Below are 20359 nucleotides of genomic sequence, written 5' to 3' on the forward strand. Positions count from 1 at the left end.
GGGATGTTTGCATCAGGACCATTCCCATGAAGTTCACGCTTTCCTGGCTGAAGACGCATCTCGACACCGATGCCACGCTGGATCAGATCACCGACACGCTGACGGCCCTGGGGCTGGAGGTCGAAGGGGTCGAGGATCGGGGTGCGGCCCTGGCCGCCTTCCGCATCGCCCATGTCGTCTCGGCCGAAAAGCACCCGAACGCCGACAAGCTGCGCCTGTGCATGGTCGATACCGGTGCGGGAGAGCCGGTGCAGGTGGTCTGCGGCGCGCCCAATGCGCGGGCCGGCATCAAGGTGGTGTTCGCATCGCCCGGCACGGTGATCCCGGTTTCCGGTGACACCCTGACCATCGGCACCATCCGTGGCGTGGAAAGCCGGGGCATGATGTGTTCGGAGCGTGAGCTGCTGCTGTCGGACGAGCATAATGGCATCATCGAGTTGCCGGACGACGCGCCGCTGGGCGGGAACTTTGCCGACTGGCGTGGCCTGTCTGACCCGGTGATCGAGATTGCGTTGACGCCCGACCGTGTGGATTGTGCCGGTGTGCGCGGCGTGGCCCGCGATCTGGCGGCGGCCGGCCTGGGTACGCTGAAGCCGCTGGCCGCCACGCCCGTGGCTGCCGCCTTCGACAATCCGCTGACGGTCACCCTGGATCATCCCGGCTGCCCGCAGATCGCCTTCCGCCTGATCCGCGGCGTCAAGAATGGCCCCAGCCCGAAATGGCTGGCCGACCGGTTGCTGGCCGTGGGCCTGCGTCCGATCAGCGCCCTGGTCGATATCACCAACTATTTCAGCCTGGACCTGTGCCGCCCGCTGCACGTGTTTGACGCGGCCAAGCTGACCGGCGGCATCACGCTGAAGCCGACGGCCGAGGGCGACACGCTGCGGGCGCTCAACGGCAAGGAATATGCCATGCCGGCCGGCCTGATCGGCATCTATGACGATACGCACATGATCTCCATGGCCGGTGTCATGGGCGGGGAGACGACGGGTGTGACGGCGGACACCACGGATGTGGTGCTGGAAGTGGCGACGTTCGAGCCGGTGCGCATCGCCGAGGCCGGCCGCGCCCTGCAACTGGACAGCGACGCGCGCTACCGGTTCGAACGCGGGGTGGACCCGGCCAACATCACCGAGAAGGTGGAACTGGCGACATCCCTGATCCTGGAACTGTGCGGCGGGTCCGCCGGTGGCATCAGCCTGTCGGGGGCGGAGCCCGCCTGGCAGCGCAGTCTGACCCTGCGCCCGGCCCGCGTCGCCCATCTGGGCGGCGTGGATGTGGCCGTGGATGAGCAGGTGCGCGTCCTGTCCGTCCTGGGCTTCGACGTGACCCGCCGTGATGACGGTGTGCTGGCGGCCGATGTGCCGTCCTGGCGCCGCGATGTGGAGGGTGAGGCCGATCTGGTGGAGGAGGTGCTGCGCGTCAACGGCTTCGACAAGATCCCGGCCACGCCGCTGCCGCGCGCGGTGGGCACGCCCGCCCCGGCCCTGTCCGCCGAGCAGCGCCGCCGGTCCAATGCCCGCCGCGCTGCCGCCGGTCGCGGCCTGCTGGAGGCGGTCACCTGGTCCTTCGTGGACCCCAAGGTCGCCGCCCTGTTCGATGGCGACAAGGACGAGCTGCGCCTGCTGAACCCGATCAGCGCCGATCTGGCCGTGATGCGGCCCAGCCTGTTGGGCACCCTGGTTCCCGCCGCCGGCCGCAATGCCGCCAAGGGTTTTAAGGATATCGGCCTGTTCGAGGTCGGCCCCGCCTTCCGTGACGGGTCGGAGAAGGGCCAGGACCTGGTGGTGGCCGGCGTGCGCGCCGGGGCCGCGGTGCCCCGCAACTGGACCAAGGGTGAGCGCCCTGTCGATACGTTCGACGCCAAGGGCGATGCGCTGGCCATCCTGGAGACGGCCGGCGCGCCCGTGGCCAATCTTCAGGTCACGCGCGATGCGCCCGGTTGGTACCATCCCGGCCGTTCCGGCGTGTTCCGTCTGGGCCCCACGGTTCTGGGCCGCTTCGGCGAACTGCATCCGACCCTGCTGGAGGCGCTGGACGTGTCCGGCCCCGTGGTGGCGTTCGAACTGTTCCTGGATGCCGTCCCGGCGCCCAAGAAGAAGGCTGGCACGGCCAAGCCGCTGCTGGTCCTGTCGCCGTTCCAGCCGGTGGATCGCGATTTCGCCTTCCTGGTGGCCAACGGCACCGACAGCGACAAGCTGGTGAAGGCTGCCAAGGGTGCAGACAAGGCGCTGATCAGCGATGTCGCCCTATTCGACATCTATGAAGGCAAGGGCGTGGAGCCGGGCTTCAAGTCCGTCGCCCTGTCCGTCACGCTGCAGCCCGTGGACAAGACCCTGACCGACGTGGAGATCGAGGCGGTGGCCGCCAAGGTCGTGGCTGCGGTGGCCAAGGCGACGGGTGCTTCACTGCGTAGCTGATCCATCCCCCAACTTTGGTCGGGACAAGGGGCGTCACCCATGGTGGCGCCCCTTTTTTCATGCCTATTATGTCATGATCGCATGTCAAACGGTCGGGCTTACGCAGACGACATGCTTACGTGACGTTCACGTGAGGTGGGTGAAAATCACGATCCTTATCTGAACTTTTCATGACTGCATTTGGTGGGAACAGGAAAATTCTTGACCACGCGCTGATTCCACCATGCGAATCAAATCGCATGATTTCAGTTCGCCTAATAATTAATCAGGATATCTAAAAAGATATTCAAATACATGCCACACAAAGGCAAGGACAGGGTAGCGAGAAGACCGTCACGGACTTGTCACATCCATTGGAAAACATAGGAAAAGCGCCATGTCCCACAGGTGGCCCCTTGGCTTGACTGTCGAAAGACCGTTAGAGTGCAAGAAAAACAAGAAGGCACCCCAAGCCGGTTCAGGGTGGGTGACCAAAAAAATCAGTGGGAGGGAACATGCGCGTGCTTAAGAATCTTCCCATCGTGTGGAAGCTGGTTCTGCCATTGCTGCTGATGGGGATACTGACCATCGGGACCTCGCTCTATGCCCTGTCGCAGATGGAGGCGGTGGGCGATGAGTATCGCGGCATGCTGGACCGGTCGGAACGGTCCAAGGCCATCCTGAATGCGCGGGAGACGGCAACGGACCTGGGTCGCCTGGGCTATACGATGGTGGCGGAGACCGACAGCTTCATTCTGGACAGCATGAAGGATGAGATTGCGCTGAAGCGTGACGATCTGGCCGGCCATCTGGAGCGGGTGGAGAAGATTCTGCCGGAGCGCAAGGCCGATATCGACAAGATCCGCGACGATGTCCACCGCATGCTGGAAATCGTGGAGCAGGCCCGACTGCTGGCGCTGGATGGCAAGGGCACACAGGCCGCCGCCGTGCTGGTCGACCGTTTCGACATCAAGCTGACCGATGCGCTGGATGGGCTGGAGGTCACCACGGGCGATGTGCAGGCCAAACTGGATGCCGGCAAGCAGGCCGCCCAGGACCGGTTCGACCGCGCGCTGGCCGTGACGCTGATCGTCGGCCTGTCGGGCACGGTGGTGGTGCTGGTCCTGGGTATCGCCATGGGCATGGTCGGCATCTCCCGTCCCCTGCGCCGTATCGTGCGCACCATGACCACGCTGGCCGATGGCGACCTGTCGGTCAAGGTATCGGGCGGTGACCGCAAGGATGAGATCGGATCCACGGCCCGCGCATTGGCCGTGTTCCAGAAGGGCATGCGCGAGGCGGAGCGGATGCGCGACGAACAGGCGGCGATGGAGGACCGGGTGGAGGCGCAGAAGCGCCAGACCATGGTGCGCCTGGCCGACGATTTCGAAAGCAGCATGAACGCCGTGGTCAGCGCCGTGGGCGGGGCCGCCGACCGCATGCGCGGCACGGCCCAGGGCCTGAACAGCGTGGCGGATGAGACCAACCGCCAGTCCGAAGCCGTGGCCAGCGCCGCCGAGCAGGCGGCGGAGAATGTGAACACCGTGGCCGCGGCCGCGGAGGAGCTGACGGCCTCGATCAATGAGATTTCCCGCCGCGTGGCCGAAAGTGCGACCATTGCCACCGACGCCGTGGCGGAGGCCGAGCGATCCAACCATACCGTGGCCGGGCTGGTGGAGGCCGCGCAGCGCATCGGCGAGATCGTGCGCCTGATTGGCGACATTGCCAGCCAGACCAACCTGCTGGCGCTGAACGCCACCATCGAGGCGGCACGGGCGGGGGAGGCCGGCAAGGGCTTTGCCGTGGTGGCCAGTGAAGTGAAGCTGCTGGCCACCCAGACGGCCAAGGCGACGGAGGAGATCGGCAACCAGATCTCCGCCATGCAATCGGCGGCCGGCAATGCCGCCAATGCCATCCGCGGCGTCGGCGGGACCATCGACAAGATCAGCGGCATCGTCGCCACCATCGCGGCGGCGGTGGAGGAACAGGGGGCGGCGACGCGGGAGATCGCCAATTCCGTGGCCCAGGCCGCCACCGGTACCCAGAATGTCAGCGCCACCATCGGCGAGGTGACGCGCGCCGCCGCCGAGACGGGCAGCATGGCCGGCGACGTGCTCACTGCCGCCAACGACCTTGTCGGTGAAAGCGACGCGCTGAACCGCCAGGTGGCGCAGTTCGTGGCCAAGGTGCGGGCGGGCTAGTCCATAATCCCGCCGCAATCCCCTGCGAGGGTGCGACCTTGACTCGGTCCGGCCGGGTCGCCTCCTCTGCGGGTGATCCATGTCCCGTCTGGCCGTCCTTCTCCTGGCTTTGCTGCTGATCTGGCAGCCTGTACGGGCCATGCCGGCGTCCCATCCGGTGACGCAGGACAATGTCGGCGTGGCTTTCTCCATCCGCTATCTGCTGGTCGCCAAGGCCACGGGACGTTTCACCGATGTCGCCGGCAGCTACAGCTTCGATCCGGAAGCCGAGGAGCTGGGCGCCATCGACGTGACTATCGGGACCGGCAGCGTCGATACCGGCAGCCCCGGCCGTGATCGCGATCTGGCGGGGGAGGATTTCTTCTGGATCGACCGCTATCCGACCATGCATTTCATCAGCCGCCGTGCCGTGCGCACCGGCCCGCATGCCGGAAGGGTGGAGGGTGACCTGACCCTGCGCGGCGTCACCCGGCCCGTGGTGCTGATGGTGGCGATGGGCGACCATGCCGCCACGGCCACCACCAGCGTCAAGCGCAGCGAGTTCGGCATGCGGCCGGGCCTGGCCGGGCTGTTCATCGCCGACAAGGTGGATATCAGGATCGAGATCAGGGGGCTGCCCGACGGAACAGCGCCAGCAGGCGGCGTGCCGCCGCCCCCGGTGTGACGCTGCTGCTGGCCGCCGCCTGTTCCAGCCCGGCCAGTTCGGCCCGCACGGCGGGATCGGCCTGGAAGGCAGCGATCAGGCTTTCACGGATTTCGTTCCACATCCAGGCCTGAGCCTGATCCGCCCGGCGCCGCGCGATGGACCCGTCGGCCGCCAGGACGCGGCGATAATCCCCGATCCGGTTCCACACCGTGTCGATGCCGCGATTATGCAAGGCCGAACAGGACAGGACCGGCACGCGCCAGCCGGCATTGGCCGGGCGCAGCAGGGATAGCGCGTGGCGGTACTCCGCTTCGGCATGGCGGGCGGCATTGGCCAGATCGCCATCGGCCTTGTTGACGACGATCATGTCGGCCAGCTCGACAATGCCCTTCTTGATGCCTTGCAGCTCGTCCCCACCGGCCGGCGGCAGCAGCAGCAGGAACAGATCCACCATGTCGGACACCGCCGTTTCCGATTGGCCCACCCCCACCGTTTCCACGATCACCACATCAAAGCCGGCGGCTTCGACCAGCAGCATGGCCTCACGCGTGCGCCGCGCCACCCCGCCCAGGGTGGCACCGGCGGGCGATGGGCGGATGAAGGCGCGGGTATCGCGGGTCAGCATCTCCATGCGCGTCTTGTCACCCAGGATGGACCCACCCGTGCGCTGGCTGGTCGGGTCGATGGCCAGCACCGCCACCCGGTGCCCCTGGCCGATGACATGCAGGCCGAACGCCTCGATGAAGGTGGATTTGCCCACGCCGGGCACGCCGGAAATGCCCACGCGCACGCCTTGGCCCGTATGCGGCAGCAGGGTGGCCAGCAGGGCTTCGGCCCGTTCGCGATGGTCGGGGCGCGTGCTTTCCACCAGGGTGATGGCCTGGGCCAGCGCACGCCGGTCGCCGCCGCGCACGCGGTCGGCCAGATCGGCGATGGGCAGGGCGTCGGGCATGGATACTCTCCGGACGGCGTCGGGACCGGTAATGTGGGACAGGGACACGGCCTAGTCAAATCGCCAGGGGTGGGGGCAGAGCCCTACTTCTTTGGTGTGTGACCATCGGCAGCGCTTTGCAAGTGCCTGGAATCCGTGCGATTCTGGGATCGTTTCCGATTCGTCCCGACAGGCCGACGCCATGACCGCGACCGCCCAGACCAGCACCAGCCCGGCCCGCCCCATGGCGGTTACGCCGCTGCGCCGCTGGCTGGCGAAGCTGTTCCGCCGCCGGCCGCAGACCTATCCGCCCCTGGACGGCGTGTCGGCCCTGGTCAATGAGCAGGCCCTGGCGGTGACGGAGGTGAATGAGGCGGGTATGTGCGTCGTGGGCTATCGCGGCCTTCTGAACCCGCAGGACCGGTTCAGCTTCGTCCTGTCGGTGGGCGGGATCGACATCGCGGGGGACGCGGTGGTGGCTTGGCGCCGCCATGGCGGGTTGGGCGTGGCCTTCTATGACCTGTCCAGGGCGGAGCGCGACCGGCTGGGCCAGTGGCTGGCCGCAAGGTTCGAGGCGGCGTGAACCGTCACTTCACACATTCGTCCAGCGCGTTGCGGCGCACGATCTCCATACGCTGCCCCAGCACGCCGGCGCGGCTGGCGACATAGCGGCCGGGCGGGTTGGCCTTCCATTTCAGCGGGCTGGGCAGGATGGCGGCCAGCAGCGCCCCCTCGCGCGCCGACAGGTCGGCCGCGCTCTTGTTGAACCAGACCCGTGAAGCCGCCTCCGCCCCATAGGCGCCGGGGGCCCATTCGACGATGTTGAGATAGACCTCCAGGATGCGGCGCTTGGACCAGATTGTTTCCACCAGCATGGTGAACCAGAGTTCCACCCCCTTGCGCAGCCAGGACCGGTCGGGCCAGAGGAAGGCGTTCTTGGCCACCTGCTGGCTGATGGTGCTGCCGCCGCGGACGCGGGCATTGGTCTGGTTGCGTTGCAGGGCCTTTTCCACCGCCTCCAGATCCACGCCCATATGGTCGCAGAAGCGGCTGTCCTCCGCCGCGATGACGGCGCGGGCCAGATGCGGGCTGATCTTTTCCATGGGCCGCCATTCATGGCGCCAGCCGGCCCCGTCCAGGGCACGGATCGCCATCAGCGGCGTGGCTGGCACCGGCAGCACCCTATAGGCCAGCACCCAGAGAAAGGAGAAGCCGAACAGCCCGGCCACGGCCAGGGCCATGACCAGCAAAATCCGCCGCGCGTTCCACCGTCCGCCGTTCGCCATGCCGCTCCCGTCCGAAACCGTCCGCATCTTGGCGCAGACGCGGGCGCCAAAGCACCGTAGAAAGATGCCATCCGCCTATTCAATGAAGGAACGATCCGGCGATGTACATCCTTTATGGCAATCCCGGCATGGCCAACCTGGCGCCGCACATGGCACTGGAAGCCATCGGCGCCCCGTACCAGATGATCCGCATCGACCCGCGCGCCGGGGAACATCAGACACCGGACTATCTGCGCCTGAACCCCACGGGCCGGGTGCCGACCCTGGTGGAGGACGACCAGCCGATCTTCGAGACGGCGGCCATCCTGCTGCATCTGGCCGACCGGCATCCGGACGCGGGATTGCTGCCGACCGTGGGTACGCTGGAACGCGGGCTGGCCTATCAATGGCTGATCCACCTGACCAATTCCGTGCAGGCGACGTACCTCGCCTATTACTACCCCGAACGGCAGGTGGCCGATCCCGCCCATGCCGACAGCGCCAAACAGGCGGCGGAGGCGCGGCTGAACGATCTGTTCGACGTGATCGAGACGGCGCTGGCCGGGCGGGAATGGCTGTCGGGCGACAATCCGGGCGTGGTGGATTTCATGCTGCTGATGATGGTGCGCTGGGGCCGCAACTTCGCCGGCCGGCCGCCGCGCACCCTGCCCAATCTGGGCGCCCATGCCGCCCGCACGGCGGCACTGCCCGCCGTCGCCCGCGCCTTCGAACAGGAAGGACTGGCGCAGCCCTGGTATTGAGTCTTTACGTTGTTCCCTCAAGCGCCGGGCGTCGCCATCCGGCGACTTGGCTCACGCCGCACGTGCGGCGCGGCGGCGGTCGCCGCCGGAGTGGTTTGCGGCACCCGCAAACCACTCTACCCCTGCCGCATCCGGCGCAGCAGGGCTTGGCTTGGCTTGCCGTCGATGGGCAGGCCCACGGATTTCTGATAGGCGCGGATGGCCGCCACCGTGCGCTTGCCCAGGAACCCGTCGGCCTTGCCCTTGTGGAAGCCCAGCTTGACCAGTCTGGTCTGAATCTCGCGCACGCCGGCCTGATCCACGGGTATGGGCCGGTTGCCGGCGGCACCGGCACTGACGATGGCCGGGCGCTCGGGCCGGGCGGGGGCGGCGTCATCCTCCTCTTCCCCGTCCGCGTCGTCGCGGGGCAGGATGCCGGATGCGGTGGACCGGCGGATGGTGGCGCTGCCCGGCGGGCCGCCCAGCATGCCGGCCGGCGGTCCGCTGGCCACTTCCACGTTGCGCCCGCCGCTCTCCAGCCGGCGCAGGGCCTGGCCGGCGCCGGTGTCGCCCGCGTCCGACGCCTGCCGATACCAGGCGCGGGCAGCATCCAGATCGGGCGCGCCATCCACGCCCTGCTCATACAGCGTCCCCAGCATATAGAGCGCGCGCGCCACCCCGGCGTCGGCCGCCTGCTGGAACCAGCGCGCCGCCTCGCCCGTGTCGCGTTCCACGCCATAGCCCTCAGTATAGAGCAGGCCCAGATCGAAGGCGGCCTCGGCATGGCCCCGTTCGGCACCCTTGCGATACCAGCTGGCGGCCTCGGCCATGTCGTCGGGCAGCCCCAGATCGCCACGGAACAGTTCCGCCAGGGTCCAGCAGGCGTCGGCATCGCCCTGTGCCGCCGCCCGACCGTACCAGTAGAGCGCCCGGCGCATGTCCTGTTGGCTGGTCGGCGTGGTCGAGGTCAGGCTGTCAGCCAGCCCCATCTGCGATTCGACGTCGCCGGCTTTGGCCTTCTCCTCCATCGCCTTCAGCTCCGGCGAGGCATTGGCGGGCAAGGCCGGTGCCACCTGCGTGCCCGCGGCCAAGGCGACGGCACCGCCAGCGGCGGCCGCTGCACTTGCGGCGGCCGTTGTCTTGCGCCGGGGCTTGGCCGGTGTGGCAGGCTTGGTCGCAACAGGCTTCTTCACCGTGGGCTTCACCGGCTTCTGCACCGCAGGCTTCTTCGGCTCGGTCCCCTGCGCGCCCACGGAGGCCGTCATGCCGGCCAAGGGCAGCAGCAGGGCAAGGGCGAATCGGCAGAGGGTCCTGGACGCGGCTTTCTTCGGCATTCTCGACATTTCCGGCACCGGGCCGGTCTTTCCGACGGGAAGGGATGGGGGGGTGCGCTGCACACTAACATGATCGCTTGTGTTCGCCAGTCCCAAGGCACACAAGGGTGCAGGCAGGCCTTCGACAGCCTATTGCGTGGGAAGGCCAAACTGACTATGGTGCGCGCCGCCCGTGAAAGGGCCCGGTGTTGGGGCGTCGCCAAGCGGTAAGGCAGCGGTTTTTGGTACCGCCATTCCCAGGTTCGAATCCTGGCGCCCCAGCCACACCCGTTGATTTTCCCACCAAATCAAACCGATGCGTGCCTGGCGCACCTCCTTCCGCCTATATGCGACCGGTCATCTTGCTGTCCAAAAGGATCGGGTGGAAAATGCCGGTAGGAGCAATAGATAAAATTTTGTATACTTGTCCGATGGTGGATAGTCGAACCTATGCCTTTGGGGTATAAACCCCGGTAGAAGGCGCGGTAAAGCGCACCATCGTATGGACGGAGACCGGCGGGAACCGGTATCCAACGGAAGGGCGCAAGGGCAGCTTCATGAATCGCCAACCGAATGCACCGAAACGCGATTGGGTCCGGGTGAAACCGGGCGAGCGTTCGTCTGCGAATTCGATGAATGAGAAGCCCGAATATGACGATCAGAAGCTGCTGACGCTGCTGCAAAGCGCCAAGCGCGAGGTGCAGGGCCTGCGCCTGATCCATCTGCATATGTCGCTTCTGAAGGACAAGAGCCAGCTTGACCTGATCTCCATCAAGCGGGCGATGCAGGAGACGGCGGACCAGTCGGCCTATTTGCAGCTATTCTCGCTGTCCAACGATGATGTCATCGTCCTGTACAAGGGCATCAAGTTCTCTTTGATCTCCGACGTCTGTTCCAAGATCGAAAAGCTGATGCTGTCGCGCACTTCCATGGTGAAGCGCAATCCCTATGGGGAAGACAGCCTCTATTCCATCATGGAACTGTCGCTGAACTTCGTGAACGTTATCCGGTTCATCGAAGGTCTGGCGCGCGAGAACGGGCCCGATGCGGCCAAGGCGGAGACCAAGCCGCCCATCACGCTGGAAGAACTGGGCAAGATCGAACGCGCCGTGCAGATGTTCGACCTGTCGCCCTTCATGCTGAACCAGCCGGTGGTCGATATCACCAATGGCGAGCAGAATCAGTTCGAATATTTCGAGCTCTATATCGCCATCAAGGCGTTGGAAGAGCGGCTTTCGCCCAATTACGACATCACCGCGAACAAGTGGCTGTTCAGCTATTTCACGGCCAACCTGGATAATTCGGTGCTGAAGGCGCTGAATTACGGCGTCGATTTCCTGCGCGGCCGGCGGATCGGTTTGAACCTCAATCTGTCGACCATCATGTCGGCCGCCTTCGTAAAGTTCGATGAACGGCTGACGGCCGACCTGCGTGGCAATGTCATCCTGGAGATCAACAAGGCTGACCTGGTCGAGAATATCGACACCTACAAGGAGGTAGTCGATTTCGCCTCCTCCAAGGGCTACCAGATCTGCATTGATGGGCTGAATGATTTCTGGGTCACGCATATGGACTTGGAATACATGGCCTGCGACTATGCCAAGATCTTCTGGACCGATGAGATGGAAATGATGTCCGATCATGAGTTTGAGGTCTTTTCCGAGAAGATCAAGGCGCAGAGCAATTGCCGCTTCATCCTGGCCCGCTGCGGGTCGGTGTCGGGCCTGATGTTCGCGGAGAAGGCGGGCATTCAGATGGTCCAGGGCCGCATCGTCGACAACATTCTGCGCAAGGGCGTGCTGCTGCGCGACGCCATCAAGAGCGCCAAGATGATGAATGACTGAACGGTTGATACCGGTAAAGGTTACGACTGTCTGTCCATTTCATGTCCCTTTATCGCAAACGTCCATATTGGGTTCGTCAACCTATCCTCAGGATGATATGGTCCTTGTCGTATAGAAAGGCGAGACAGTTATACTGACTTTCCTGATATGTTCCCTCGCGCGCCGGGCGGGCGCGCCCGTGGCTACCGTGCCATGAGGTGTGGGCCGGCGGTCGCCGGTCACCATGGGCCATTCCATGACCCATGGCTTCAATCGTCGGGGACCGTGGAAACGGACCCGCCCGGAGATGGCGGCAGTGTCTGAGAAGAGCGTGACAGAAGCACAAGGCAAGGAAACCGGGGAACAGAAGGGTGACACCAGCACCCATTTCATGTTCACCAGCAAGGTTTTCCAGCTGCCCGGTGGCTATTTCGCCCTGTCCAAGGATAATAACGACGCCGTCTTCAACGTCCATCTGGGCGAAGTCTGGGGCAAGATTCCCTTCCGTACCCTGCGCGAGAGTTTCCAGATCGAGGACAAGAGCGACGATGCGCGTCTGCTGTCCATCGTCGAAAAGGGCCTGAAATTCGTCAAGGAGATCCGGCCCGGTGACAGCATCCCGCAGGAACTGCTGGATGGATCGGCGTCCTGGCGCGTGGATGAACGCCACCTGACCATTGCCCGCGGCCGCCTGACCCTTCAGCTCGTCTCCTGGATCACCGGGCGGGAAGAGGCGATCACCGACCGCTACAAGCTGGAACAGATCGTCGACGACCCGCTGACCAAGACCCGCGCCCAGGAAGCCTTCTCCAAGCTGGCCAAGCAGTTCGGCCTGCCGGAGGAGCGTAAGCAGGAGATGGTGGACAAGGTCGATTACCTGGCGCGCGAGCTGTCCTATATCGAGGCGCTGCGCGATCGCTATGGCCATGTCCAGAAGATCATGTCGAAGCTGGTCCAGGCCAAGCGCACATTCAAAGGCGAAGGCCAGGTCGTCGCCGACGTGGCGCGCATGCAGGCGCTGGCCAAGGTCCCCATCGCCAATTTCGACGACATCTTCGACCAGGTCGATGGCCAGACGGCCGAAGTGATGGCCATGCTGCGCACCTTCGATGCCCAGGTCGCTTTCATCCGCCGCATGCGCGACGAGTTGCACACGACCTTGATGGTGTGGGACGAGATGATCGAGATGTGGGACGGTCAGGAGATCGACAAGGAGCCGGAGACCGAGTCCCGGCTGAAGCGCACCTACCAGTTCCTGGCCAAGAACTTCCTGATCAGCAAGGTCTGGCAGCGCGGCAGCTGACGGGTGGTGGTAATCTCCAACCCCTGTTGCCCATGCCTGTATTTTCCGATATATTCATGTGAAATGGCGTCCGGGATGATGCGCCCGGCTGGTGGCGTGTGCCGCCATTGTACGGTTGGCGGCCTGGATGTGGGCTACGCACGCCCTCCGGCCCCCAACCGGAATTTCGATCAAATCTGTTAGCTATTGAAATATAACGATATTTTTAATTTCACAAATTTCTCCAGGAAAAATATGCCCTTGTCACACAAATAACAGACATTCAGCGTGGAAAATTCTTATTGACAGTCATATTGGGCGAGTACAAAGTCCACATCGCCAATAGGAATTACCCTTCTGGCCGCGGCAATTTGATCGCGCAGCTTGCGCCGCGTCAACAAACGCTAAAGCGCCACGAACCAGCTTCGTGGCAGCCGCCTTGAGAAAAAGAGGGAGTTACCGCGATGAAATGGTTCAAGCGCGTCGCCACCACCACCGCCGCCCTGGCCACGCTGGCCGTGTCGCCCGTCTGGGGCAGCGGGCAGATCCTCAACGTCTCCTACGACCCGACGCGTGAACTCTATAAGGAGTTCAACGACGCCTTCGCCAAGCATTGGAAGGCCACGACGGGTGAGGAGATCGAGATCAAGGCCTCGCATGGCGGCTCCGGCAAGCAGGCGCGCTCCGTGATCGACGGTCTGAATGCCGATGTCGTGACGTTGGCCCTGGCCAGCGACATCGACGCGATTGCCGAGAACTCAGACCTGCTGTCCAAGGACTGGCAGGCCAAGCTGCCCTATAATTCCACGCCCTATACCAGCACCATCGTGTTCCTGGTCCGCAAGGGCAACCCCAAGGGCATCAAGGATTGGGACGATCTGGTGAAGCCGGGCATCCAGGTCATCACGCCGAACCCGAAGACCTCGGGCGGGGCGCGTTGGAACTATCTGGCCGCCTGGGGCTATGCCGCCGACAAGAATGGCGGCAGCCAGGAGGCTGCCAAGGATTTCGTGGGCAAGCTGTTCAAGAACGTGCCGGTCCTGGATACCGGGGCCCGCGGCTCCACCACCACCTTCGTCCAGCGCGGCATCGGTGACGTGCTGCTGGCCTGGGAGAACGAGGCGTTCCTGGCCATCAATGAGCTGGGTGCCGACAAGCTGGAGATCGTGGTCCCGTCCGTTTCCATCCTGGCGGAGCCGCCGGTGGCCGTACTGGACAAGAATGTCGACCGCAAGGGTACGCGCAAGGTGGCCGAAGCCTATTTGACCTATCTCTACACCCCGGAGGGCCAGGAACTGGCGGCCAAGCACTATTACCGCCCCCGCCTGCCGCAACTGGCCCAGAAATATGCCGACCGCTTCCCCAATGTGAAGCTGTTCGACATCACCAGGTTCGGCGGCTGGACAGTGGCCCAGAAGGCGCACTTCGCCGATGGCGGCGTCTTCGACCAGATCTACAAGCCGGGTCAGTAATGTTGCGATAGGGCCGCCCGGCGCTTGGAGCCGAGGCCTGAGTGAATTACCCTGACCCCCTGCTGGCACCCCGCCGCGGCCCCTGGCCGGGCGGGGCGTCCTTGTCGACAGGGGGCGGATTTGGACAGGAACATCGCCTTGCGTTCATTTCCTTCCCCGCGGCCCCGAACGGTGGCCGCAAGGAGGGCCGCGATATGACGGCATCCTCCGGCTTTCCGCTTTTCCGTCGGCGCAACCGTTCCATCATTCCGGGCTTCGGCCTGACGATGGGCATCACGCTGACCCATCTGACGCTGATCGTGCTGATCCCGCTGGCGGCCCTGCTGATCCGCCCGTGGGATATCGGCCTGTCCGGCTTCTTCGCGCAGGTGACGGAACCGCGCGTGCTGGCCTCCCTGCGCCTGTCCTTCGGCGCCGCCTTTGTGGCCGCCGCCATCAATGCGGTCTTCGGCTTGGCCGTGGCCTGGATGCTGGTGCGCTATGATTTTCCGGGCAAGCGGGTGGTGGATGCCATCGTCGATCTGCCTTTTGCCCTGCCGACCGCCGTGGCCGGCATCGCGCTGACCTCGCTCTACGCCCCCAATGGCTGGGTTGGACAATATCTGGACCCGTTGGGCATCAAGGTGGCCTATACGCCGCTGGGCGTTGTCGTGGCGCTGACCTTCATCGGCCTGCCCTTCGTGGTGCGGACGGTGCAGCCCGTGCTGGAGGAACTGGATACGGAGCTGGAGGAGGCGGCGGCCTGCCTGGGCGCCACGCGGCTGGAGACCTTCATCCGCGTCATCTTTCCGGTGATCTTCCCGGCCCTGCTGACGGGTTTCGCCCTGGCGCTGGCCCGGGCGGTGGGGGAATACGGATCCGTGATCTTCATCGCGGGCAACATGCCGATGGTGTCGGAGATCGCGCCGCTGCTGATCGTCATCAAGCTTGAACAGTTCAATTACGCCGGGGCCGCGTCGGTGGGCATCGCCATGTTGCTGCTATCCTTTGCCATGCTGCTGGTAATCAATCTGCTTCAGCGCTGGTCGCGGCGCTGGGCGGGGGTGTGAGATGGCCGGATATTCGCAGTCGCCCAAATCCCGTGTCACCCTGGCCGAACCGTTCTGGGTCAAGGCCCTGGTCCTGCTGATCGGTCTGGGCTTCCTGGGCTTCTTCATCCTGCTGCCGCTGGCCGCCGTATTCACCGAAGCGCTGCGGCGCGGGCTCGGTACCTATCTGGAGGCAATGGTGGAGCCCGACGCCTGGGCCGCCATCCGGCTGACCCTGCTGGTGGCCGTGATCGCCGTGCCGGTGAATGTGGTGTTCGGCGTCAGCGCCGCCTGGGCCATCACCAAGCACAAGTTCCCGGGCAAGTCGCTGCTGCTGACCCTGATCGACCTGCCTTTCTCGGTCAGCCCGGTGATCTCCGGCCTGGTCTATGTGCTGCTGTTCGGCGCGCATGGGCTGATAGGCCCGTTCCTGCGGGAGCATGGTATCCAGATCGTCTTCGCGGTGCCCGGCCTGGTGCTGGCCACCATGTTCATCACCTTTCCCTTCGTGGCGCGCGAGCTGATCCCGCTGATGCAGGCCCAGGGCGTGGATGAGGAAGAGGCGTCGATCACCCTGGGGGCGAGCGGCTGGCAGACCTTCCGCCGCGTCACGCTGCCCAATATCCGCTGGGGCCTGCTCTATGGCGTGCTGCTCTGCAATGCCCGCGCGATGGGGGAGTTCGGCGCCGTATCGGTGGTGTCCGGCCATATCAGGGGGGAGACCAACACCATGCCCCTGCATGTGGAAATCCTCTACAACGAGTATAATTTCGTGGCGGCTTTCGCCGTCGCCTCGCTGCTGGCCATCCTGGCCCTGGTGACCCTGGTCGCCAAGTCGTTGCTGGAATGGCGCCATGGTGCCGAACTGGCCGCGACCGCCCGCCGCCATTGATGGGAACCTGACCCATGAGCATTAATATCAAGAGTTTGACCAAGCGGTTCGGCGGCTTCGCGGCTGTGGACGGGATCGATCTGGATATCGAGACCGGCGAGCTGATGGCTCTGCTGGGCCCGTCCGGGTCGGGCAAGACCACGCTGCTGCGCATGATCGGCGGCCTGGATTACGCCGACGAAGGCACCTTGCTGATCGAGGGCAAGGACGCCACCGTGTCGGAGCCGCATGCGCGGCGCGTCGGCTTCGTCTTCCAGCATTACGCCCTGTTCCGGCACATGAGCGTGTTTGAGAATGTGGCCTTCGGTCTGCGCGTCGCGCGGCGCAAGCCCAAGCTGGGCGAGGACGAGATCCGTCGCCGTGTGCACGACCTGCTGGAACTGGTGCAACTGCGGCCCCTGGCCGGCCGCTATCCCAACCAGTTGTCGGGCGGCCAGCGCCAGCGCGTGGCGCTGGCCCGCGCCCTGGCCACAGAACCGCGCGTGCTGCTGCTGGATGAGCCGTTCGGGGCGCTGGATGCCAAGGTGCGCAAGGAACTGCGCCGCTGGCTGCGCGACATCCACAAGGGCATGGGCGTGACGACGGTGTTCGTCACCCATGACCAGGAGGAGGCGCTGGAACTGGCTGATCGCGTCGCCATCCTGAACAAGGGAAGGATCGAGCAGGTGGGCACCCCGGCAGAGGTCTATGACCAGCCGGCATCGGCCTTCGTCTGCGACTTCCTGGGCGGTGGCACCAAGCTGGATTGCATCGTGGCGGATGGGGCGGCGGTCATTGCCGGCGTGCGCGTTCCCGTGGTCAATGCCCTGCCGCCGCCGGGCCCGGCCACGGCCTATGTTCGCGCCCATGATATCGACCTGGCGGAGGCGGGCGCCGCGGGCACCCTGTCGGCCACCATCCGCCTGATCCAGCCGGTGGGGCCGCAGCTGCGCCTGGACCTGCTGCTGGATGACAAGCTGGTGGAAGCGGTGCTGGACCGCCACGCCACCACGGCCTCGCTGGCGCCCGGTCAGGCCGTGTCCCTGCGCCTGCGCCGCGCCAATGTCTATGCAGGTTGACAAAAGGGCGGCGACCGCTGTTGAAACGGCCGCCGCCCTTCCTGATCAGAACGTGGTCGAGAAGGAAACGCCCAAGGTGCGCGGGTCGCTTACCACCGGGGCCATGAAGTTCTCGATCACGCCCTTCACATTCTGTTCGTCCGTGATGTTGCGGGCGAACACGGCCAGCTCATAGGCGTCGTCCGGCGCCTTGTAGCCGATGCGCAGCCCACCCTCGAAATCGCCCTCGCTGTAGAACTCGGCCGATTCATACAGCACGAAGTTGGTCTTGCCGGTCACCGACCAGTCGGTGAAGGCGAACAGCGTGCCGCCGCTTTCCAGGGGGAAATCGTAACGCGCCGTGAAGTTCAGGATATATTCCGGCGCATTGGGGAAGGGATTGCCGTCGATCAGCGCACGGCCGCTGACCAGCGGGTCCTTCACCGTGCAGACGGTGATGGGTGCGCAGACGCTGGAGGTGACACTCTTGTCCTTGATCTCCGTGTCCGTCCAGGTGACACCCGCAGTGAGGGTGAAGTCACGGGTCACCTGCAGCTCGGCATCCAGCTCGAAGCCCACAGCCTTGCCCTCGTCACCGTTGAACAGGCGGGCGGTACCGTTGGCATCGAAGGCCGTCAGCTGGATATCGTTGATCGTGTAGGTATAGACAGCGCCGTTCAGACGCAGCCTGTCATCCAGCAGCGTGCTCTTCACGCCGGCCTCATAGGAAATGATCGTTTCCGACGTTGCCGTCGTCGGCGGGCCGTTGAAGGACACGGTACGACCCTGGATGGTCGGGCCGCGGAAGCCGCGGGCCACGCGGGCGAAGATAGCGGCCTCGTCCGTCAGGTTGTAGAACAGGCTGGCATCCCAGCTCACCTCGTCATCCTTCAGCTCGACATGGCGCGTGCCCGTATAGGCGCCCTGCACCTGGGTGCTGCCATTTTCGATAGAGGTGAAGGTGCCGGCGGTCAGCGCCTTCAGCACATCCATCTCCTTGTCATCCTCGGTGTAGCGGATGCCACCCGTCAGCTTCAGGTCGTCGGTGACCTGGTAACCCGCCTGGCCGAAGACGGCCCAGCTCTCATTCTTGTTGCGCAGCGTCACGAAACCGCTGGCCCCGCCCGTTTCGAAGAAGCGGTAAGGGCGGAAGGAGAACTGCTCGTCGGAATTGAAGTAGAAGCCGCCGACCTGCCAATTCAGCGGGCCATCGGTATTGCTGGCCAGGCGGATTTCCTGAGTCCACTGGTCCAGATCGTCGATATTGCCCTGGCTCTCGGCGGCGTTCAGGGCCAAGCCGTCGGTGTCGCCCCGCGAATAGCCGCTGGTCGTCTCATAGGCCGTGATCGAGGTCAGGGAGACCTCACCGAAATCATGGTCCAGCTTCAGGCTGGAGCCCCAACCATCATAGGCCTGCTCGTTTTCGGCCCCGTCATTATAGGAGACGGTGCGCTTATGGTAGTTGCCGTTCAGCTTGTTGGAGCCCCTGGTCAGGCCGTTGCCCCGGAACAGCGAGGAGGTGGCGTCCAGGTCGCGGCCATGGATGTTCAGGAGCGCGCTGGTATCTTCCGACGGGGTCAGCAGGAACTGCGCGCGGCCGGCGAATTCCTGATATCCTCCCAGTTTGCTGTCATTGAAGCTGTTGGTCACGTAATCGTCGCGGCGCTGATACAGGGCCGACAGGCGCATGGACAGCTTGTCCTCGACCAGCGCACCACCCACCCCGCCATCCATGGTGACGGTATTGTAGGTGCCGTAGGTGATGGTGGCGCGGCCGCCGGCTTCCTGGCTGGGGGCGATGCTGTCGAACTTCACGATACCGGCTGTGGTGTTGCGGCCGAACAGGGTGCCCTGGGGCCCGCGCAGCACTTCCACCTGACGCACATCGAACAGCGGGCTGCTCTTCAGCACCACATTCTCCATCACCACCTCGTCGATGACGATGGAAACGGGCTGGGAAGCGCCCAGGTAGAAGTCGTTGTTGCCCAGGCCACGGATATAGAAGCGCGGGAAGATGCGGCCCGTGGAGGTTTCGGCATAGAGGCCGGGCACCTTGGCGGACAGCGCCAGGATGTCGGCGCCACCAGCAAGCAGGTCACGCAGGTCCGCGCCGGAGACGGCGGCCACGGACATCGGTACTTCCTGGAGATTTTCCGCGCGGCGCTGGGCCGTCACGATGATTTCTTCCAGCATGTCGCCGGTGGTTTGCGCCTGGGCCACGGGGGCTGTCAGTGTGATGGCCGACAGGCCTGCCAGCAGGGCCAGCTTCAGATTGGACTGCATGTTCCGGTTCTTCTCTCGCGATGTCTGTTCCGGTCAGGCCATCGCGTGCGGCCGGCCCCACCTCCGGACCTCGCCAGCCACGGAAAAATGGAATCGCCAGGGCACGCCAGGCCCCTTCACGGGAGCGCATGGATAAACGTCAAGTCGGAACATTGGGCGGGGCATTTTGTGAAACTTCCATGATCGATCACCGCGCGCAGCCGATCTTCCCAAGGCGGCGCCTGGGTTTCGTGACCATGCAATGTAACTGGCGCAGGTCAATTGTGCAGTGCGGGAATGGGCTGGAGATTGTTCACAGCCGGCCTGATGCCCCGTTGGCATCGGGAAAAGGGCGACTCAATCGAGCCGCCCCCTGGTTCGTCAATGCGCGTTGGCCTGCTGGAAGGCGGCCTGCTGCTCGGGTGAGGCTTCGCGCTGGTGCCTGGCCTTCCATTCCTCGTAGGGCATGCCGTAGATCAGCTCGCGCGCGGCGGCGTCGCTGATCTCCACCCCGCGTTCCCCGGCCTCCGCCCGGTACCATTTGGACAGGCAGTTGCGGCAGAAGCCGGCCAGATTCATCAGATCGATATTCTGTACGTCGGTGCGCGCCTGCAGATGCGCCACCAGGCGGCGGAAGGCGGCGGCTTCAAGCGCGATACGGGTCTGGTCATCCATGGCCGGGTTTCCTTGGTCTTGAGTTGACGAACGTGGCGCTGCATGTGGTTTATCCCAGGCTGGATTTAAAGGAAACCGTCTAAAATTTTAGGTGATTACAGTCGATTACTTTTCCTGTTGATGGTGTCGTTAAAGCATGTATCAATGGTTTCAAGATCAGAACATCTACACATAAGTATCGGCTTTGAAAGGGTCGTGACTATGGTCATCGATATGCGTACACGCCTGCCCCACGGGCATATCGCCACGCATGCGGCGAATATCAACTTCCATGCCCAGCGGTTGAACCATTGTGCTGCGGAATTGAGCGCTGCGCTGGCGGCGCTGCAGGCGCTGGACGTACGGGCCTTGCTGGCGGAGTTCGAGGCGGCGCGCTGAGGCGGTGTCGCAGGC

17 protein-coding genes and 1 tRNA gene are annotated in these 20359 nt (G+C 64.5%); 13 read left to right on the forward strand and 5 right to left on the reverse strand.

Annotation, left to right across the window (positions count from 1 at the left end):
- The first annotated feature begins 26 nt into the window (after positions 1-26).
- The 3 genes from pheT to AC1Q7F_RS18335 all read left to right on the forward strand — a co-directional run bounded on the left by pheT (position 27) and on the right by AC1Q7F_RS18335 (position 5264).
- Entirely contained in the window at positions 27-2420 is a 2394-nt protein-coding gene (gene pheT, locus AC1Q7F_RS18325) for a phenylalanine--tRNA ligase subunit beta (protein WP_492509452.1), read from the forward strand.
- A 494-nt stretch (positions 2421-2914) separates the two neighbouring features.
- Entirely contained in the window at positions 2915-4600 is a 1686-nt protein-coding gene (locus tag AC1Q7F_RS18330; protein WP_492509455.1) for a methyl-accepting chemotaxis protein, read from the forward strand.
- A gap of 79 nt (positions 4601-4679) precedes the next feature.
- A complete protein-coding gene (locus tag AC1Q7F_RS18335; protein ID WP_492509457.1) occupies positions 4680-5264 on the forward strand; it encodes a YceI family protein in 585 nt (194 codons plus the stop codon).
- Here AC1Q7F_RS18335 and meaB read toward each other — a convergent pair.
- Positions 5206-6198 carry a methylmalonyl Co-A mutase-associated GTPase MeaB gene (meaB, locus tag AC1Q7F_RS18340; protein ID WP_492509459.1) on the reverse strand — a complete coding sequence of 331 codons (993 nt, stop codon included), beginning with the start codon at positions 6196-6198 and terminating at the stop codon, positions 5206-5208. The genes AC1Q7F_RS18335 and meaB overlap by 59 nt on opposite strands.
- Positions 6199-6379: 181 nt before the next feature.
- On the opposite strand from meaB, the gene AC1Q7F_RS18345 reads away from it, so the two are divergent.
- Positions 6380-6760 carry a hypothetical protein gene (locus AC1Q7F_RS18345; RefSeq protein WP_492509461.1) on the forward strand — a complete coding sequence of 127 codons (381 nt, stop codon included), beginning with the start codon at positions 6380-6382 and terminating at the stop codon, positions 6758-6760.
- A gap of 4 nt (positions 6761-6764) precedes the next feature.
- Here AC1Q7F_RS18345 and mtgA read toward each other — a convergent pair whose 3' ends face one another.
- Positions 6765-7463, reverse strand: coding sequence for a monofunctional biosynthetic peptidoglycan transglycosylase (gene mtgA / locus AC1Q7F_RS18350; RefSeq protein WP_492509463.1), 699 nt, complete (start codon positions 7461-7463; stop codon positions 6765-6767).
- A 101-nt stretch (positions 7464-7564) separates the two neighbouring features.
- On the opposite strand from mtgA, the gene AC1Q7F_RS18355 reads away from it, so the two are divergent.
- Positions 7565-8203, forward strand: coding sequence for a glutathione S-transferase family protein (locus AC1Q7F_RS18355; protein WP_492509465.1), 639 nt, complete (start codon positions 7565-7567; stop codon positions 8201-8203).
- A gap of 116 nt (positions 8204-8319) precedes the next feature.
- Here the strand turns inward: AC1Q7F_RS18355 and AC1Q7F_RS18360 are convergent, their stop codons facing one another.
- Positions 8320-9516, reverse strand: a complete 1197-nt coding sequence (locus AC1Q7F_RS18360) for a peptidoglycan-binding protein (protein ID WP_492509467.1) — start codon at positions 9514-9516, stop codon at positions 8320-8322.
- 189 nt (positions 9517-9705) lie between these two features.
- On the opposite strand from AC1Q7F_RS18360, the gene AC1Q7F_RS18365 reads away from it, so the two are divergent.
- From AC1Q7F_RS18365 to AC1Q7F_RS18395, 7 genes are all read left to right on the forward strand, one after another.
- Positions 9706-9780: transfer RNA gene (locus tag AC1Q7F_RS18365), tRNA-Gln, on the forward strand.
- A gap of 347 nt (positions 9781-10127) precedes the next feature.
- Entirely contained in the window at positions 10128-11339 is a 1212-nt protein-coding gene (locus AC1Q7F_RS18370; protein ID WP_492509469.1) for an EAL domain-containing protein, read from the forward strand.
- 295 nt (positions 11340-11634) lie between these two features.
- A complete protein-coding gene (locus AC1Q7F_RS18375) occupies positions 11635-12621 on the forward strand; it encodes a hypothetical protein (protein WP_492509471.1) in 987 nt (328 codons plus the stop codon).
- A 443-nt stretch (positions 12622-13064) separates the two neighbouring features.
- Entirely contained in the window at positions 13065-14072 is a 1008-nt protein-coding gene (locus tag AC1Q7F_RS18380) for a sulfate ABC transporter substrate-binding protein (RefSeq protein ID WP_492509473.1), read from the forward strand.
- Between the two features lie 194 nt (positions 14073-14266).
- A complete protein-coding gene (cysT, locus tag AC1Q7F_RS18385; protein WP_492509475.1) occupies positions 14267-15121 on the forward strand; it encodes a sulfate ABC transporter permease subunit CysT in 855 nt (284 codons plus the stop codon).
- 1 nt (position 15122) lies between these two features.
- A complete protein-coding gene (cysW, locus tag AC1Q7F_RS18390; protein ID WP_492509477.1) occupies positions 15123-15992 on the forward strand; it encodes a sulfate ABC transporter permease subunit CysW in 870 nt (289 codons plus the stop codon).
- A gap of 14 nt (positions 15993-16006) precedes the next feature.
- Entirely contained in the window at positions 16007-17050 is a 1044-nt protein-coding gene (locus tag AC1Q7F_RS18395; protein ID WP_492509479.1) for a sulfate/molybdate ABC transporter ATP-binding protein, read from the forward strand.
- Between the two features lie 45 nt (positions 17051-17095).
- On the opposite strand, the gene AC1Q7F_RS18400 is transcribed toward AC1Q7F_RS18395, so the two are convergent.
- Both AC1Q7F_RS18400 and AC1Q7F_RS18405 read right to left on the reverse strand, forming a co-directional pair.
- A complete protein-coding gene (locus AC1Q7F_RS18400; protein WP_492509481.1) occupies positions 17096-19312 on the reverse strand; it encodes a TonB-dependent receptor in 2217 nt (738 codons plus the stop codon).
- Positions 19313-19672: 360 nt separating this feature from the next.
- On the reverse strand, positions 19673-19966 hold the full coding sequence (locus AC1Q7F_RS18405) for a DUF1244 domain-containing protein (RefSeq protein ID WP_492509483.1): 294 nt from the start codon (positions 19964-19966) through the stop codon (positions 19673-19675).
- Between the two features lie 201 nt (positions 19967-20167).
- On the opposite strand from AC1Q7F_RS18405, the gene AC1Q7F_RS18410 reads away from it, so the two are divergent.
- Entirely contained in the window at positions 20168-20344 is a 177-nt protein-coding gene (locus AC1Q7F_RS18410; protein ID WP_492509485.1) for a hypothetical protein, read from the forward strand.
- Positions 20345-20359 lie beyond the last annotated feature (15 nt).

The sequence above is a fragment of the Niveispirillum sp. GW835-FHT14G11 genome (assembly GCF_058793615.1).